The sequence below is a fragment of the Pelistega ratti genome (assembly GCF_009833965.1).
Classification (GTDB): domain Bacteria; phylum Pseudomonadota; class Gammaproteobacteria; order Burkholderiales; family Burkholderiaceae_B; genus Taylorella; species Taylorella ratti.
This window is the reverse complement of record NZ_CP047165.1, coordinates 1,736,616-1,753,660: the sequence shown is the minus strand read 5'-3', so window position 1 is coordinate 1,753,660 and position 17,045 is coordinate 1,736,616. Positions and strand designations below refer to the sequence as shown.

4 protein-coding genes are annotated in these 17,045 nt (G+C 41.5%); all 4 read right to left on the bottom strand.

Translation table 11 applies throughout. The annotated features are described in order from the left end of the window. Positions 1 to 414 precede the first annotated feature (414 nt). Entirely contained in the window at positions 415 to 7,770 is a 7,356-nt protein-coding gene (locus F9B76_RS10440; protein ID WP_159991581.1) for a YadA-like family protein, read from the bottom strand. Between the two features lie 601 nt (positions 7,771 to 8,371). Further along, on the bottom strand, positions 8,372 to 14,452 hold the full coding sequence (locus tag F9B76_RS07630; protein ID WP_159991580.1) for an ESPR-type extended signal peptide-containing protein: 6,081 nt from the start codon (positions 14,450 to 14,452) through the stop codon (positions 8,372 to 8,374). Between the two features lie 1,131 nt (positions 14,453 to 15,583). Beyond that, a complete protein-coding gene (ssb, locus tag F9B76_RS07625; RefSeq protein WP_159991579.1) occupies positions 15,584 to 16,258 on the bottom strand; it encodes a single-stranded DNA-binding protein in 675 nt (224 codons plus the stop codon). A gap of 246 nt (positions 16,259 to 16,504) precedes the next feature. Beyond that, a complete protein-coding gene (gene ssb / locus F9B76_RS07620; RefSeq protein WP_159991578.1) occupies positions 16,505 to 16,918 on the bottom strand; it encodes a single-stranded DNA-binding protein in 414 nt (137 codons plus the stop codon). Between the last annotated feature and the right edge of the window lie 127 nt (positions 16,919 to 17,045).

The following is a 17,045-nucleotide window of genomic DNA, read 5'->3' as shown; positions in this document are numbered from 1 at the left end:
TAGAATAGCTGCACTTCCTTTGTTGGGATCTGAGTATTTGGCTATCCTCGGATAGTCATTGCGTTGAGGTGGCTCAACAAACGGAAAAGCCCACCGTTTTAGATGGGCTATAAAAGGGAGTTGAAAATGAAGCTATACCTTCAAATTCTTCTCTTGTTGGTTTTGCTCTTAATATGCATGAATAATGCTTACTAAGTAGCTTTTTACAACAAGTAAGGGGTAACTATCAGCAGCAGTTGCCCTCAACCCAATTATAAATAGAATCATATTTTTTGTCTAGTCATAAAACATCCAAATACCTTAGAAAAATAAAAAAACCCCAACAGCAAAATGCTATCGGGGTTTAAGGGAGTTTTATGAAAAAACTAAAATTTAACTTCTAAATTGTAGCATTCATTTTACTCCTTGTCTAGCTTACCATTGGTAACCAACACCAACACCGGCTGAGTACTCATTCTGTGTATTAACAGTACCGTTAAGTTTGAGGATAACTTTACCATTATCACTCGCACGTGAGTAGCCGATTGCTAACGCAGAAGCACCTTCGTATGTACCTGCACCAGCGGCAACCATTGATTTACCCGGTAAGAAGACTTGTGGCAATGCTGCAGTTGCTGCTGCATTCGCACCAACACCTTTAATGCGTTTATTCAAATCACCTACTTTCTTGTTGATGTTGTTAGTCACTTGGTTCAGCTGATTAACATTAACCGCATCTGTTCCATCACGACCAGGAGCAACATTGGTGATTCGGTTACCATCAACACTTACATTACCACCACTGATGGTTGTACCACCACCTGGGTTAAGGGTAATGCGTGTATTGCCATTGCTGATGGTATTGATATTTTGTAAGTCTTTATTTAATTGAACTTGCAATGTACCGTTATCATCCGCTTTGACATTGATGTTACCACTTGCCGACTGGAATGATTTAGAAGCGGCTTCATCAACACCTTCACCTTTCACCTGAACAACAGTATTGAGTTTATGACGTTTCTTAACATTGTCATTACCGGCAAAGATGAGACCATCATTGAGTGTTGCCACTTGCTCAGGATCACCTTTTGGCGTACCGTCCGGATTGGTTGGTTGGTAAACAATACGTGTTGTACCGTTTGCACCCGGTAAACCATCTTTACCTGCTTTACCCTCAACGCCTTGAGGACCATCAGCCGATTTGAAGGTTAAACCGTCTTTACCGTCTTTACCATTCAAGCCGATTGAGCCATCTTTACCGTTGATCACCACCGCTGAACCGTCTTTACCGTTCACTCCGATAGTACCATCAACACCGTCTTTACCCGGTTGACCATCTTTACCCGGTTCACCTTTTTGACCAACAACAACAGAAGCATCTTTACCCGGCTGACCGTCTTTACCCGGTTCACCTGTAACCGTTACTGTTTGAACGTCAATATCTTTTACCAAACCAAAGGCAATATTCTTACCTGTTTGGTTTACAACCAGATTTTTACCTGCTTCAAAGTTTAACGTATCGCCTGCTCTCACCGTTGTTGTACCATTACTAGCCACTACTTGAATATCACTATTTGAGGCATTAACTGTATGATATGCACTGTTAATGGCATCGGCTACGTTTTGTACGGTGGCAACTTTGCTACCTTCACGTGCATTGGCTTTTGCTTGGGTTTCTTCACCAACAGGTGTACCAACTACGCTCACTTGACCCGCTTTAGTAATAACATTACCGGCAGCATCTTTCACGTCTTGATTGCTTGCTGCTGTGATATTTCCGGTATTCACTTTCACACCGTCATTATCCACGGTAATGGTGTTATCACCGGCTTTCACGTCATAAGATACGTTAACGGTATCTTTACCTGTTGTAGGATCAGTAGTCACTGTGATATTTGCAGTTGAACCTTTGCCATCAACGTAATTGACTTGATCGCCCGGATTCACCACAACAGATTTAGTGATTTCTTTACCATCAGCATCTTTAACAACATTGCCATTTTCATCAATCACTTTGGCATTGTTGGTCGTCCAACCACTGTTATTAATGGTATTGACGACATCACCTGCCGTAACGGTCTTATTACCGGCATCAGCCAATTCTTTTGAATCGGTGATAGGGTCACCCTTATCATCCACAATCTGTGCTTGACCTGTTGTGTTATTCGCCGCAATATTGGTTGTTGCTACCGATAAATCAACGGTTGAAACGCTGCCATTAGTTGTTGCATTAATAGTTACACTACCATTTTTGCTTGTAAAGTCCACAGTATTACCATGCGTTACCGCATCTACAGCTTGACCATTGGCTTTTAAGTTCCAACCTGCATTAAGTACATCACCCACTGTAGCCGCTTGGTTTTTCTCTGCCTCGGTAATGTTGGTAATCGGTGCTGTTTGGGTTGCATTATCCACACCGCCTGTGACATTTTTCGCATTATTAATATGGTTGGTTAAATTAGAAACCGTACCATTCTTAATAACCGTATCACCAATCTTCACGCTACCATCTGATGTGAGGTCTAAATCTTTGTTCAATTTAACCGTTAATGTATCCGCTTTATTAGCAACTACATTGATATTGCCTGTCGCAGATGTAAAGTTAGCTGAAGCCTCTTTATTTACACCTTCACCGACAATTTTCACCACGGTATTTAATTTGTGACGATTTAACTCTTCGTTGTTACCGGTGAAGATAAGTCCATCATTGAGTGTTGCCACTTGCTCAGGATCACCTTTTGGCGTACCATCCGGATCGGTTGGTTGGTAAACAATACGGGTTGTACCGTTTGCACCCGGTAAACCATTCTCACCTTTCTCACCCTGAACGCCTTGAGGACCATCAGCTGATTTGAAGGTGAGTCCGTCTTTACCGTCTTTACCATTCAAGCCGATTGAACCATCTTTACCGTTGATCACCACCGCTGAACCGTCTTTACCGTTTACACCGATAGAGCCATCAACACCGTCTTTACCCGGTTGACCATCTTGACCCGGTTCACCTTTTTGACCAACAACAACAGAAGCATCTTTGCCTGGCTGACCGTCTTTACCCGGTTCACCTGTTACTGTCACAGTTTGAACTTCGATGTCTTTCGAGGTCGTGTAGATGATATTCTCACCATCACGTTTCACTTCTAAGTTTTTACCCGCTTGGAAGTTAACTTTATCACCGGCACTGATTTTCTCAGCTGTACCTTTTTCGGTTTCAAATGACATATTCTTATCATCTGCTCTACCGGTATTCACGATCCAACCTGCACTGTTAATGGCATCCGCAACATTTTTCACAGTAGCAACTTTATTACCCTCACGAGCATCTGCATCAGCTTGGGTTTCTTCACCAACAGGTGTACCTTTAACGCTCACTTGACCCGCTTTAGTAGTAACATTACCGGCAGCATCTTTCACGTCTTGATCGCTTGCTGCTGTGATATTTCCGGTATTCACTTTCACACCGTCATCATCCACGGTAATGGTGCTATCACCGGCTTTCACGTCGTAAGATACGTTAACGGTATCTTTACCTGATGATGGATCAGTCGTTACCGTTACATTAGCGGTACTACCTTTGCCATTAACGTAATTGACTTGATCGCCCGGGTTAACAACAACATTTTTAGTTACATCATTACCATCAGCATCTTTAACAACATTGCCATTTTCATCAATCACTTTGGCATTGTTGGTCGTCCAACCACTGTTATTGATGGTATTGACAACATCGCCTGCCGTAACTGTTTTATTGCTTGCTTTATCCAAGTCATCTTTATTGGTGATAGGGTCGCCCTTATCATCCACAATCTGTGCTTGACCTGTTGTGTTATTCGCCGCAATATTGGTTGTTGCTACCGATAAATCAACGGTTGAAACGCTGCCATTAGTTGTTGCATTAATAGTTACACTACCATTTTTGCTTGTAAAGTCCACAGTATTACCATGGGTTACAGCATCTACAGCTTGACCATTGGCTTTTAAGTTCCAACCTGCATTAAGTACATCACCCACTGTAGCCGCTTGGTTTTTCTGATCCTCTGTAATGGTATCAGGTACGGTGGTTTGTGTTACATTGCTTGTTGGTGCAGTAACTGGAGCGGTTAAATGATCTTTTAGACCCGAAACAGTACCATTATTATTGGTAAATGTTATATTGCCATTCTTAATAACCGTATCACCAATTGTTACGCTACCATTTGATGTGAGGTCTAAATCTTTGTTCAATTGAACTTCTAATGTATCCGCACCATCTGCTTTCACATTGATATTGCCTGTCGCAGATGTAAACTTATCTGAAGCCTCTTTATTTACACCTTCACCGACAATTTTCACCACGGTATTTAATTTGTGACGATTTAGCTCTTCGTTATTACCAGTGAAGATAAGTCCGTCATTGAGTGTTGCCACTTGCTCAGGATCACCTTTTGGCGTACCATCCGGATCGGTTGGTTGGTAAACAATACGGGTTGTACCGTTTGCACCCGGTAAACCATTCTCACCTTTCTCACCCTGAACGCCTTGAGGACCGTCAGCTGATTTGAAGGTTAAACCGTCTTTACCGTCTTTACCATTCAAGCCAATTGAACCATCTTTACCGTTGATCACCACCGCTGAACCGTCTTTACCGTTTACACCGATAGAGCCATCAACACCGTCTTTACCCGGTTGACCATCTTGACCCGGTTCACCTTTTTGACCAAGTTCAACTTGATCAGATAAACCATAAGTCACTTTGTTACCATCTTGAGCGATTTCTAAGTTTTTCGCAGCAACAAAGGTCACATTATCACCGGTATTTACTTTGCTTCCTTCATCATTTGGTTTACCAGAAATACTATCTTGAGATTTCTCAGTCTTAACAAAGTGATGACCGTCTTTTACAACTGCTGAGGTTGTCGTACCGTTACCGTCCACAATCGTAATGGTGTGGGTACCGTTTGCCTCATCTGAGGTTACATTCGCTTTGGCATCTTTACCTGCTGGACCTTGTGGACCGGTTGCACCTGTCGCGCCGGTATCACCTTTCTCACCTTGTGGACCGGTTGCACCTGTCGCGCCGGTATCACCTTTCTCACCTTGTGGACCGGTTGCACCTGTCGCGCCGGTATCACCTTTCTCACCTTGTGCGCCGGTTGCACCTGTTGCGCCGGTATCACCTTTCTCACCTTGTGCACCGGTTGCACCTGTCGCGCCGGTATCACCTTTCTCACCTTGTGCACCAGTTGCACCTGTCGCGCCGGTATCACCTTTTTCGCCTTGTGCGCCGGTTGCCCCAGTAGCACCAGTAGCACCTGTTGCGCCGGTATCACCTTTCTCACCTTGTGCACCGGTTGCACCTGTTGCACCAGTATCACCTTTCTCGCCTTGTGGGCCGGTTGCACCTGTTGCGCCGGTATCACCTTTCTCACCTTGTGGACCGGTTGCACCTGTTGCACCAGTATCACCTTTCTCGCCTTGTGCACCGGTTGCACCTGTCGCACCAGTATCACCTTTCTCGCCTTGTGCACCTGTCGCGCCGGTATCACCTTTCTCACCTTGTGCACCAGTTGCACCTGTCGCGCCGGTATCACCTTTCTCACCTTGTGCACCAGTTGCACCTGTCGCGCCGGTATCACCTTTTTCGCCTTGTGCGCCGGTTGCCCCAGTAGCACCTGTTTCACCTTGCGGACCGGTTGCCCCAGTAGCACCTGTTTCACCTTGTGGACCGGTTGCCCCAGTAGCACCTGTTGCACCTTGTGGACCGGTTGCCCCAGTAGCTCCTGTTTCACCTTGCGGACCGGTTGCACCGGTTGCACCTGTTGCGCCGGTATCACCTTTCTCGCCGGTTGCTCCGGTTGCACCTGTCGCACCGGTATCACCTTTCTCACCCTGTGGACCGGTTGCCCCAGTAGCACCAGTCGCGCCCGTTGCCCCGGTCGCTCCGCCTGTTGCGTTAGCCGTAAGCGTATAGGTTACGACACCATTCACCACACTTTGTGCAATGGTTAAGCCAGATCCTGCGACAAAATTAACGCCATTTCCAGGCTTAATCAATGTATTCGTTGAGCTTCCGACAACATTACCGCCAGCATTTGTCCACCAACCTGAATTATTTACAGCAGTGACAACAGAAGCAACCGTCGCCACACCAGGATTGCCAGAACTTAACGTACCGTTTGTTGTTGTGCCAAATGTCCCTTGTTTGACATCATATTTAATGCTTGGATTGGTGCCGTTATTTGGTGTAACGGTGACAGACGTTAAGTTGCCATCAATAAAATTAATAAATTGGTTATTGTTGATACGAGCTACTGAGTTGTTTTTCTCATGCACGTTAAAGCCCATATAATTTAAAATATTATAGAGCTGTGAACCATTGATCGCATCGGTCGAATCATCTGCTACACGACCTGCGGCAACGTGTTGGATTTGGCGTTCTAGGCCTGCTCTACCCACAGATAAAACACTTGTACCTTTTGCATTGCTTGATGTTAAAAGCCCTGTACTACTTGTACCTAAACCTTCAATCGCTTTGTAAGTACCTGTGAAGTTTTGAGTAACATTATTACCATTTGCGTCTTTATAAGTAACAAATTTCGCCTCATTACCGCTATGCACATCTTCTGTTACTTCCGAGCCTGTACCCAACGCAACAGAAAGTTTATAGTTAGAATCAACATTTGCTGAACGACCAATAGCAACAGAGCCATCTGCAAGACCACGAGCTGTAGCACCGATAGAGGTAGAAGTTAATCCTTCCGGAGTTTCTTGAAGCGTATAAGTTGCAAATGAACCAGCTGGGAATTGTCGTCTATCACCTGAAGTAGCTGATTTTCCACCGGCTTCATAACCAATAGCAACAGATCCACCTCGAGATGTTGTAGCTTTTGAACCTTGAGAAATTGAATAAGCTCCATCAGCACGAGTGCCTGTACCGATTGCTTGAGCACCTTGCCCGGATGACCATGCAGTCAAACCTAACGCCATTCCGGGTAATGATGTACCACCTGAAGAAGGCTTACTTAATGACACCGCACCATTACCAAACGCAAGACTATCCGGCTGTGAGAAAGCATTATTACCAATTGCCGTACCGGTAGGATAAGCAACCGCAAAAGCACCCAACGCAAATCCGCCTGTACTATTTTCTCCAACCGTTGGGGAATCACCCTGTTTTCCTCTTATCCACTGAAAATGATCTAGTAACGTCGGCTTCAGCGTGCCATCCGGATTACGCTCTTGAGGGTTATTATCAACAATAGTTCCATTGATTACCTGAGCATATTTCCCAATCGCTACCGATCCTCTTGTTACTGCATTTGCGTGAGAACCAACTGCGGTTGAATGCTCACTTGATGAGCTTGCGTGACTACCTATAGCCACCCCATTAGAACCTGCAGAATTTGATCTATTACCTATAGCTACCGCATCATTTGCAGATGCATTTGCGGAAGATGAAATTGCAACAGACATTTCACCGCTTGCATTCGCTTCATTACCAATAGCAATGGCTTGTCTAGATACCGTATTACAAGAAGTATTAGTTCCAGCTTTCGCCCCCCAACCAATTGCAATCGCACTAGAGCCTGTCGCTTGAGCATTACCACCACCTCCAGTAAACCCATCATTTACAACAACAGCACCCAGTGCCTCACCACCAATCAGTGTCGCCCCTGTAGTCGCTAATGATAATGCGATGACGGAGACTTTACTTGAAGATAAAGTCTTTGTTTTGCCTCTTGCTGTTTGTAATTCTGATACAGCAACCCATGTTTGTGTCGCATGATTCCAAATAACTTTAAATATTTTATTCATAAATGTTCACCATATAAATATAAAGAAAACATGCTTTTATAGCCTGTTTTCTTTATTAATACTGCATTGAAAAATTACTTACTAATCTATTACCTAAATGTAAATTTTATTATCTAATTAAAATAAATTACATTATAATAAATTAAAAGATATTTGTATCTATTATCTAAATTAGTGTATAAAAATTGGGTTATACTATACTTAATTATTCATAAAATCAATACACTATTTCTAAACAATATTAATTTTTATCTAGTCTGTTGCTTTATATTCATACTATTTGCGTTAAAGAAATAAAATACTTCTATACCCATTATTAGAATAGGGTTATCTTGTGTTTACACTATTTTACAAATATCGCTTAGTTGACTTTTGTGATACTTTATATCTTTTCCATTCAAGTCTTTTATCCGATCCATTTTATTTGTGCTTTAATGATTTTATTTATAATGAAATAACGCTTTTTCTATACTAACCGTTATAAATTTTGTTATTAAGGGTATATCTATCCGTTTATTCTTTATTATGCATATGAAAAGACCCGTTCTATTGCTAAAACGGGTCTTTATTGTTGAATACAGTTAATACTTAACCGATTGGATTACCAGAAGTAACCTGCACTTAGTGTTCCGCCTACTTCCCCTTGTGTATTGGCGGTTGCACTTGCTTTGATACCGTATTTACCACTATCCGCAATACGAGAGTAACCAATTGCAATTGCACTTTGGCTTTGGTATTGACCCACACCGGCGGTTAAGGCAGATTGTCCTTCACGGTAGGCTTGCATAAGTCCCGCTGTCGCTAAGGCTGACGCATGACCTGCTTTACGGCGTTTATCCATCTTATTGAGTTGTGAATTAATATTATTCACCGCTCCTTTGAGTTGGCTTACGTTTACCGCATCAGTGTCTCTTACCCCCGGTGCGACATTGCTGATGACTTTATTTGCGGCATCAATGCCTTGTGTTGAAAGACTTGGCCCACCATTGGCGATAGAGATACTATTACCTGCCACAATGTTATTACTCACATTGATATTAGCCGCACTGACGGTGTTAAAGCTCACGTTATCAGATGTGGCATATACAATGTTTTCACCCTCACGTTTGACTTCCATGTTTTTACCTGCTTGGAAAGTCACTTTATCACCTGTGCTCACTTTAGCTGGTTGATGGGTAATGGCGTTGGTATCAAAGCTATTTTGATCAGCAGCTTTACCCGTATTCACTACCCAACCTGCACTATTGATCGCATTAGCCACATCACCCACCGTGGCGATTTTACCGCCCTTATCTGTAGCAACGCTTACTTTACCTGCAGGGATAATATTGCCAGAAGCATCAGTTACATCAAGGTCAGAGGCAATGGTAATTGTGCCTGTATTTGCCGTGATATTGCCTGTTGCATCCACACTAATCGTGGCATTGTCTGTTTTAGCGGCAACCGTGTATGTCGTACCACCATCAGCACTAGGTGTCGGGGTAACGGTCACACCTTGTGTACCTACCACATTTGTTTTAGCCGCATTTAATTGGCTCACATTCACGGCATCAGTTGGTGCTGTGCCATTGGCTACGTTGGTAATTTTCTGATTACCTGCGTTGATGCCCTTATTGGTGATGCTTGGGCCATTATTGATGGTTAAGCCATCTGTCGTCATGGTGGTATTACCTACATTGACAGTGCTTGCATTCACCGTAGTCGCATCCACATTGGTAAAGGTAACGTTATCCCTGGTTGCAAAACTAAACTTCGCCCCATCTTGGGTAATTTTGATGTTTTTACCGGCATCAAAGGTGACAGTTGTACCTGCCTTGACTGCTTGCTGTGATGCACTTAAGACTTCACCACCCTCTGATTTTGAGGCGGTAGCCACCCATGCGGCATTATTAATCGCATTTGCTACCGATGTGGCAGAGACAGGTCCTGTTGAATTGGTTGATTGAACGGTATTACCATTCATTGCAATATTGGTCGTAGCAACATCAACTTTAAATGTTTTAACACCATCTTTATCTGCAGTGGTTACTTTTGTATTTTCACCATCTTCCATGGCGACTAAACCTTTGATCACATTTTTACCGTTATCAGTGATATTGCTCAAGTCTTTATTTGCCGCATTATCAATAAGGTCTTTTGTTTCTTGGCTTAAATCAATCGCATAGTCTGTTACACCATCAGCATCTTTTGCACCTGCGGTAACGGTTAATTTATCCGTTGTACTACTGACGGTTGTTTTTTCGGCATTGACAGTGTAAGTAGTGACTTTACCTTCTGTCTTACCCTCAACGGTTGTATGTTTACCTGCAGTCACAATCGTTGTCTTTTGGGCATCATTAATTGCTTTGGCAACATTTTCTGCTGTCGCATAAGCGTTACCCTCAGTACCCACTGTTACATTACCGTTTTCATCTGCTGTAATGGTTGATTGGGTAATTGAAACAGTAACATCTGCACCATTAGCATTAGTCGTTAAGCCGTTGCTACCTTTGATATTAAACTGTATGCCACCTTCTTTATTTAAGGTTTGCGCATCCGTTGTTGTATCCGCATCACCACCCAGTGTGATGGTGTTATTAGCTAATTTATTAATCGCATTGGTATTGTTTGTGATATTTTGCGTATTGTTTGCAATAGCTTTTGTGTTATTCGCAATAGTATTAGCATTGTTAATAATATTTTGCGTATTATTCGCTACATTTTGATTGGTTTGGTAAAGCTGGCTACCATTAATAGCATCTTTACTATCTGGACCTATTCCACCATCAGCTACATTGGTAATCACTTTATTACCAGCATCTACACCGTTGTTAGTAATACTTGGACCATTATTGATGGTTAATCCATCTGTTGTGATAGTAGTCTCGCCAACAGTTACATTGGTAAAGGTTACATTATCTTTTGTAGCATAGATAATATTACCATCGGCATCTGCTTTTACAGCCATATTTTTACCAGATTGAAAGACAACTTTATCACCAGCACTGACCTTACGATCATTCTCAAGTGAGCTTGTGTTAAAAGCATTTTGATCTGTGGCTTCTCCTGTATTCACTAACCAGCCTGCACTGTTAATCGCTTCCGCTACATTATCAACCGTTGCTACCTTACCTTTATCGGCATCAGCTACGGTTACTTTACCTGCCGGAGTAACAACATTACCATCAGCATCTGTTACAGGTGTATTAACCGCTGCAGTGATATTACCCATATTAACTTTTACGCCATTATCATCTACTACAACAGAGCTGTCAGCAGCCTTAACGTTAAAAGTAACCGTACTTGTTATACCATCACTGTTCTCTACACTAGCTGTTGTACCTGTACCGTTTACAAAGTTTACGGTATCGTAGGCTCTTACAAAATCTTTCGCTTCGCCATTTCCTTGCAAGTTCCAACCGGCATTAAGTACATCGCCTACAGTTGCGGCATTATTGCTAATATTAGCCAATGTGGCTGTATCTGGTGCTGTACCTACCGTTGTTGGTGCTGTTGTATTCGCTTTTGCACCATCTAAGTTACCGGCTACATTGGTAATACTGGTTGGGTTACCGTCTTTATCACCGATAGCAATGCTGTTCGGGTTGTTTGTATCTGCTGAAATCTTAGGACCATTATCACCGCCTACTTGCACTGAATTAAATACAGGGTTTTCAGACATACTGATTTCAACTGCCGCGTATCCCTCGTCTTGTATGTTAGTAACGGTTGTCTTCAAGTTTTTGGTACTGGTATTGGCTGCGTTACCCGCTACAATGTGCAAAGTCTCACCTAACTTGCGCGTTGCGCTACCTTCATCCCCCCTGAAACTCAATGGGCTAAAGGCTTGTTTAGCCGTTCTTTGAAGTGCATCGTTGATATTAGTAATATCCATATCATCAACCGTAATTGATGTATTTGTAACTGTAATATCACCCACTTTTAATCCATTATTATCTAGAGAAGTATTACCAGTTGTCACATTGGTAAAGGATACATTCTCTCGTGTTGCAAAGGTAAAGTTTTGACCAGCCTGCGTAATCTTAATATTTTTACCCGCATCCAGTTTTACCTGCTCACCGGCATAAACACGCTCTTCAGTATTCCCACTGACTTCTCCACCAGTAGAGGCGGATGAGGTAATATTCCAACTGATATTATTGGCAACGGCATATAACTGGCTACCGTTAATGGCATCAGTAGATGTTTCCGAAATACGACCTGCTGCGACATTGGTAATTTGTCGCTCATTACCACTAGAACCTACACTAACGGTTGAGGTTGGATTTGTTCCAGCAAAACCATCATATTTTATGCCTCTTACCAAACCTTCTGATGTTGGATTGGCAGCAGCTGAAACAGAATTACTACCTAAGGCAACCGCATTGTTGTGTGTTGCATTAGCATTTTGCCCTAAGGCAAGAGAGTTTGTTCCTGAAGCATTCGCATTTTGACCCACCGCAACAGCACTTGCTTTTGATGCATTAGCATCATGCCCTAATGCCACTGAACTTGCTCCAGAAGATTTGGCAAAAGCACCGACTGCTGTTGCGTAACGCTGTGTACTTTGAGAACCATCACCCAATGCGGTTGAACTTACACCTGTTGAATTAGTGGATGGACCTAATGCCACACTTGCATTGCCTGATGCTTTTGAGGTATCACCGATTGAAATCGCTTGAGTACCAGTTGAGTTGGCTGATTTACCCAATGCAATCGCATTTTCTGCTGAAGCATTGGCAGACATCCCTTGTGCAATAGCATTTATTTCTGTTGCTTTTGCGTTATTACCAATCGCAATAGCATTAGCTGTTGTATTAGCCGCTTTACTTGCATTTCCGGCAACAGCACCAGAACCCATTGCAATGGTATCATTATCATTGACAGAAGCCGATTGACCAATCGCCACGGCACGGTTAATTGGTTTAGTGTTATTAAAGATTGGAACAATATGCACAAACGGTACTTCATCCGCTACTGCTTTGCCGGTCATATCTAATTGAGCACCTTTATAATCTGCGGCATTACGGTCAAAGGCATAATAAATCGCATTATTTCCATTACCTTCTTTAATATAAGCCGTTGCAGGTGCTGTTACTTGACCGGTTGCCGAATCTCTGATGGCTAAACGGTAGATATTAATCGTTCCATTGGTCGTTGCGCTGCTTGCCCCCACAGCGATACGGTTACCCATCACCATATTATTATGTGAGCTTGAACCGATAACATTATTATTACCAATCGCAAAGTTTTCATCACCGCCAATAATAGTGATTGGCGATTTAGTATTCGTTGCACTCCCCACTTGAGTTGTATCACCCAAATTAAGTGAATTAATCGCATTAGGGTTTTTACTTGAAGCAGATAAAGCTCCTGAGTTCAGACCAAATACGGCTACCGCATTACCGAGTGCTACAGCATAGCTATTGCCAGATACCGCACCTGCACCTACCGCAACGCCATTATTTGACGTATCCCCGTTTGTGCCATAACGCATTAGCACATGAGAAGCAGCACCAATAGCAGAAGAGTCAAATCCCCCTGCGGTGTTTGAGTTACCAATCGCATTCGGACGGTCGCCCCATGTACGGCTAAAAGAACCTAATGCCACATTTAAATTGTTACCAATGGTTTGTGAAGAAGCACCTAAAGCTACGCCATTATTCCCTCCGAGGACCTTAGCACTGCTCCCAATAGCGAGTGAGTTGCTAAGTGCAGCCTCACCGATTTTAGCCTCACGACCGATAGCAATTCTGAAATTCCTCGCTCCATTTGGTAAAGATGGATCTAATAATGTTCTTGCAGCTATACCAATAGCGATATCACCTTGACCTTGTGCAGAAGCAAAGTAACCTTGAGCAAAAGAGCTATCTCCACTCGCTGTCGCACCACGTCCTAGTGCAACTGCACTAGCTGCATTGGTATAATTAGCACGATTGTTATAAGCGGTTTGTTTTGTATTTGCACCATAACCAATCGCAATAGATTCTTCACCATAGGTCATCGCTTCTTTACCAATTGCAATGGTACGTCTGGCACGATAGGTATCTCCAGCAGCTAATGCGGTACCATCAGTATTTTTACGAACACCACTGAAATTATTCGCACCATAACCAATGGTAATAGATTCATCACCAAAGTGTTGGGTTGCTGCGTTTTCACCAATAGCGATATTTCTTATACCTGTTGCATTTGTACCCGCATTAATACCGATGGCAAGATTACTGTGAGTAGCGATGGTTTCTGCCGTATTAGTTGTAAAAGTTCCTTGACCAACAAAAGAGAATTTACCAGAACCATTAAAGTTTGAACCTTTATCGTTAAAGCCAAAACCTGCTCTATTACCAATCGAAATATCGTTGTTATTATTGGCTTGTGCACCTGTACCGATGGCAACTTTATTTGAACCATTACCGTTTGTTGTTGTGGTGCTATCTCCGCACACAACACTATTCGTTGCTGTATCGTAATAACATTGACCAGCTGCTGTATTATCCGTACCTACAGCTGCCATCACCTGACCGCTTGCAAGCAATAAACCAGATGCAATTAAAGAGAATTTGAGTAGGACTGAAGCGGATTGACTCACCTCTTCTTTAGCTAGCGATACGGCTTTTGTTTTACCTCTTGTTTTGTTAAGTTCAGAGACTGCCACCCAGCTTTGTGTCGCATGGTTCCAAATTACTTTAAATATTTTATTCATCTGTTTTCCTTAAAGAAAATAAAAGCCATGAATAACTAGTAAACCACCCTATGGGGTACTACAAACAGCTTTTATACGATTAGCAATGGGTTTGATTTATGATTACCTTCTTCATAAATACATAACCATTTAATTGCTCAACTAATGATTAAAAACACTATAAATTCGTTATTCTTTCCTGTGCTATTGATATAGAGAAATCATAACGACTTAGTCCTAGACGTAAGGACAAAATAAAAATGACTGTTTATCAATCATATTTATTTTGCTCTTATATACTTAATTGTTAAAAACTTAATGCTTAAAACAAATTTCTTTTAACCGTTTCTCATTAACTATTCTCACCATCAACCTTATAAACGCGTGAGGTATGGCTAAAAGGTGGGATATTCTAACACTATCTTTTCTACCTAAAATTTTTGTTGTTGTGAAAAAACATCTTAGAATTTTTTAAAAGAGAAGTAATTTTTAAATTTCACTTGATATAAATCATTGATTTTTATTAATAAATAATTTTAAATATGAAAAATATATCAAATTATTTCAAATTGAAAAAAATAAAATTCTATTGCAAACTTACTTTTAATAGTTTTCACCTATCATGATAATTAGAAATGATTATTTTTTAGGGATTGTTCGATAGGATACTTTCACTATTCAAGAAGATAAGCAGAAAGATTTTTAGGTCATTCAAGAAGAATAGTGATTCTCTTTTAACCTAAGCCATTCACAGAGCCTTTTTCTCGTAAAGCCTCAATAGCCACGTCAAATTAAAACACAACAGAAAAATCTTGAAAGGTTACTTTCATTCTCTTGAAGTGACTAGATGAGTAAGTAGGCATGGCGTTTTAAGAAAATTTTGTAATTTTTTTAAATTCAATGGCGTTATATTTTAGTTATCACCATAAAAATATTTAACTATTTAAAGTTTTTAGGGGTATAACCCTAAATAATTTAAGATATTCAACTACCCAAACTATTTATCCATATACCTTTAACCAAAGTAATGACAAGCATTTGCCATTTAGGAAAAGAAACGAAGAAGTCTTAATACACCATTTAATAAAAAAACCCTTTATTTAAAGGGTTCTCTGAAATATAAGGGTTTATATTTTTAATTTATACATAACTTTAGAATGGAATATCCTCACCCAAATCAGCTAGCCCTGCATCGGCTGCTTTAGGAGCGGCTGGACGAGGAGCATTATTCGCTGAAGGAATAGTAGGAGCAGGACTTTGTGTCGCTGTGTTTGTATGTGGAGCTGGGCTAGTCGGTTGAGTACCATTAGGTGGCATGGTTGGCTGAGGACTCGATACCCCTCTACCATAAGCACTTGGTGCAGGAGTATTAGAAGAAAAACCACCATCTTGTGGATAGTTCGCTCTTGCACCACTTGATACCCCAGCATTATTCGGATAATTACCTTGTTGATATTGACCGCCACCTGCAAACTCAGCATCACCCGTATTACCACGGCCACCAAGCATTTGCATGGTTTCTGCCACAATCTCTGTGGTGTAACGCTCAATATTATTGTTATCAATATATTTACGGGTTCTTAGGCGACCCTCAACATAAATTGAGCTACCTTTTCTTAGGTATTGCCCTACAATTTCTGCTTGACGATTATAAAAAACGACTCGATGCCATTCGGTTTCTTCTCGGCGATCACCTGTGTTTCTATCTTTCCAAACAGAGGTTGTCGCTAAACTAATATTGGCAACATTAAACCCATCGGGTTGGTATCTTACTTCGGGATCTCGCCCTAGGTTGCCCACTAAAATTACTTTATTAACGGATGCCATTCTCTTTCCTATATAAATTTTGATGGGTGAATCAATACACTCACCTCGCTACTCATTATGGCATTATAACCTGTCAATGATAAATTACTCTTGAGAAATTCTTTTCTTTTTAAGTTTACTTATGTATAGATAGATAAGATGGTGATTTATTTTTATTGTCTCTTAAATAAAAAAGACTAAATAACTAACCCTCATTGTTTATATACCATTATGAGGGTTGTTAGGTTATATTTATAAAAATCCACCTCAAAACGGAGGCATTTCTTCATCCTCTAATACGGCTTTATTAGTAGTATCTTCTTCTGCTTTAGGGGCTTCTTCTGTTGGACGACTGCCTAACATTTGTAATTGTTCAGTAATCACTTCGGTCGTGTATTGGTCTTTGCCATCTTTATCTTGCCATTTACGGGTTTGTAAGCGTCCTTCTATATACACTGCACTCCCTTTTTTAAGATAGCGTTCAATCACATCAACTAATCCACCAAAAGCCACTACTCTGTGCCACTCTGTGGTCTCTTTGCGTGTACCTGTTTGTTTATCTGTCCACGCTTGTGTTGTCGCCAGATTTAATGTTGCCATACCCATACCATTTGGGTTATAACGAATTTCAGGGTCTCGACCTAAATTACCGATAAGAATCACTTTATTAACAGATGCCATAATTATTACCTCCAAAAAAACAGTCTTTATTCTCGCTGATTTTTATGGACTTGACTAGCCCCTTATGGATAGACTGGGACAAAATTAGCCATGTATGGCATAGGGCATTATGTCATTCTTCTTTTAA

Bases quoted from the DNA above. Each gene is read 5' to 3' on its own strand.
- F9B76_RS10440 (WP_159991581.1), bottom strand. From the start codon at position 7,770: ATGAATAAAATATTTAAAGTTATTTGGAATCATGCGACACAAACATGG.
- F9B76_RS07630 (WP_159991580.1), bottom strand. From the start codon at position 14,452: ATGAATAAAATATTTAAAGTAATTTGGAACCATGCGACACAAAGCTGG.
- ssb (WP_159991579.1), bottom strand. From the start codon at position 16,258: ATGGCATCCGTTAATAAAGTAATTTTAGTGGGCAACCTAGGGCGAGAT.
- ssb (WP_159991578.1), bottom strand. From the start codon at position 16,918: ATGGCATCTGTTAATAAAGTGATTCTTATCGGTAATTTAGGTCGAGAC.